Origin of the sequence: Halobacillus sp. BBL2006, from assembly GCF_000786645.1 — a bacterium.
Taxonomy (GTDB): domain Bacteria; phylum Bacillota; class Bacilli; order Bacillales; family Halobacillaceae; genus Halobacillus.
Map to the genome: position 1 here is coordinate 1 of NZ_JRNX01000295.1, position 2232 is coordinate 2232.

1 protein-coding gene is annotated in these 2232 nt (G+C 42.3%); it reads left to right on the forward strand.

The window, feature by feature from the left end; genetic code table 11:
* Positions 1-811 precede the first annotated feature (811 nt).
* Positions 812-1999 carry an MFS transporter gene (locus LD39_RS09580; protein WP_035545591.1) on the forward strand — a complete coding sequence of 396 codons (1188 nt, stop codon included), beginning with the start codon at positions 812-814 and terminating at the stop codon, positions 1997-1999.
* The last annotated feature ends 233 nt before the right edge of the window (positions 2000-2232 follow it).

A 2232-nucleotide genomic window follows, 5' to 3' on the forward strand; every position in this document is an offset into this window, starting at 1 on the left:
CTCAGGCTCCGCCTTCCGGGGTCTCACCTGTCATGCTCATCCCGCAGGAGTCTCGTCGTTTGCCTCCGCCCCTTTACCATATAAGTATCTCGAAACCACTACTGGAATAAACAACTTTGGCACATAAGGAAAGTGGAGGAATATAAATTTCCAAGACGGGCATTCCGATGGTGAGAGCATGATATAGAGCGCATTATGCTTATAGCACTGGGATAGTGGAAGACAATCCTTCTGGGTAAAGGGGTTCGTTTCACACATACATCACATGGGTTGGTTGGGAGCTGTGAGACTCCCGCGAGAATGGATGGGCTGGTGAGACCCCGCAGGACGGAGAGCCTGCCGTCATCCCCGCAGGAAAGCGATTTGCTTCCCAACCACCCCTGACTCTAAATACAGCAACGAACCCCGGTTATCTCGAAACTGAGTCTTCCATAATCCTGCACGATTGTTGAATAACCTTTTGATCAATTTGTTGCCATAAAAGTCATAGTGTCTGATTCAGCCTCTAATTATAAAAGTGACTTGTCCCTTCTCGCCAAGCCATATATAATGAAAACAGCTTATACATAAAGGAGGGAAAAACATGGTTACGTTCACATTAGACATCATCGAAGTGAAAAAATACATCGTACTTATGATGTCTATTATTGGAATTTCAGCTGTCCTCGGGACAAGTGTGTCCTTTTTCAGCTGACATTCTAATAGCTTGTGAACGTAAGTATGATTTTTCCTGAATCACCAAAGACACAGGAATCTTACTTTCCTGTGTCTTTTTTTATATGGTTTTATGTATAAGGAGAGGACAAATAAAATGTTTAAGACAAAAACGAACATCTACATGCTTTACTTTTATATATTCTTTGCCCAATTATTTTTTGACCGCGCTCTTTGGGTCATCTATCTCGGTGACAAAGGCATGACATTCGGCCAAATCGGTATCCTGGAAGCCTTCCTCCATCTAGCGATTGTATTATTTGAAGTTCCTACGGGAATGGTAGCTGATTTATATGGAAGAAAAATCAGCCTCATGCTCGGAAACTTTTTCAGTATACTCTATGGACTGTTTATGATGATTAGTGGCTCCTTTTCTCTGTTCACGTTAGCGTTCATGTCCATGGGACTGATGATTACTTTCCATTCGGGTGCGGAGCAAGCTTTTGCCTACGATACCTTAAAAAGCGAGAAGCGCGAAAATGATTACACGAAGGTCGTTGGAAGTATGACCGCTCTCGCTCTTCTATCGCTCAGCCTTGCAAAATTTCTTGGTGGATTTTTAGCTGAGATCAGCTGGGAATGGGTGTATGGTTCAACCATCTTCACTCATGTGCTTGCCTTGATTCCACTATTTTTCATGAAAGAACCAGAACGGGATAAAACAGAAAATATTGATGGGCGCTGGTATCATCAGTGGGTGCATCAGTTAAAACTGGGAGTGAGAGTATGGGGGCGCAACCCGATTATTCATAAGCCGGTAGTCCTGTTTATTTTAGCGACCTCCGTAATGGTTATTATTACCTTTTACGGACAGGAATACTTTGTTTCCTTAGGCTATTCTCCTGTTGTTGTTGGAGCCATCTTCACCATTGAAGGATTGCTTGGTGTGATTATGGCGAAGATCGCTTACAAAGTGGAAGAGCGATTTAAATTTTTCAACCTGCTACATTATGGAATAGGACTATACATTCTGTTTTTTACCTTGTTCATTTTCGCAAGTGATTGGGCGATCCTCTTATCGTTTCTCTTCCTTGCTCAGCTGCTCAGTCTTTTTGAACCGATCTTTACCACCTTTGTACAAGATAGACTTACGAGCAATGTCCGCTCAACGTTTTTCTCTTTGATCGGCGTAGTGGAGAGCTTTGTGATCATGATCAGCTTTCCTTTGTTTGGGTTTGCTGTAGAAAGAGTAGGATTTATAAACGGATTTACCAATCTCCTGCTGATTCTCTTTACGATGGTTACAGGATTCCTCTTTCTTCAAAAGATTCGATCAAGGAATTAAGATGCCAAGCTGTGATAAACGCTAATGTTTTTTTGTGATCCGTTTACTTTATAAATGCACAGAATGAATCCTAAAGCTTATTCAGGATAAGTGCAGTTATCTGGAAGACTCGAATTTTGAGATGTTTGTGTGGAATAAGAGACTTCGGGGAATGACTCGCTTTCCGTGGGCATATGCTGAGCCTCCTCGGGCAAGCGCCGAAGCCACTGAAAAAGTGTTGTATTAACAGAAAG

What these genes read in the sequence shown, in the direction of transcription:
- LD39_RS09580 (WP_035545591.1), top strand. Translation starts at nt 812, where the DNA reads ATGTTTAAGACAAAAACGAACATCTACATGCTTTACTTTTATATATTC.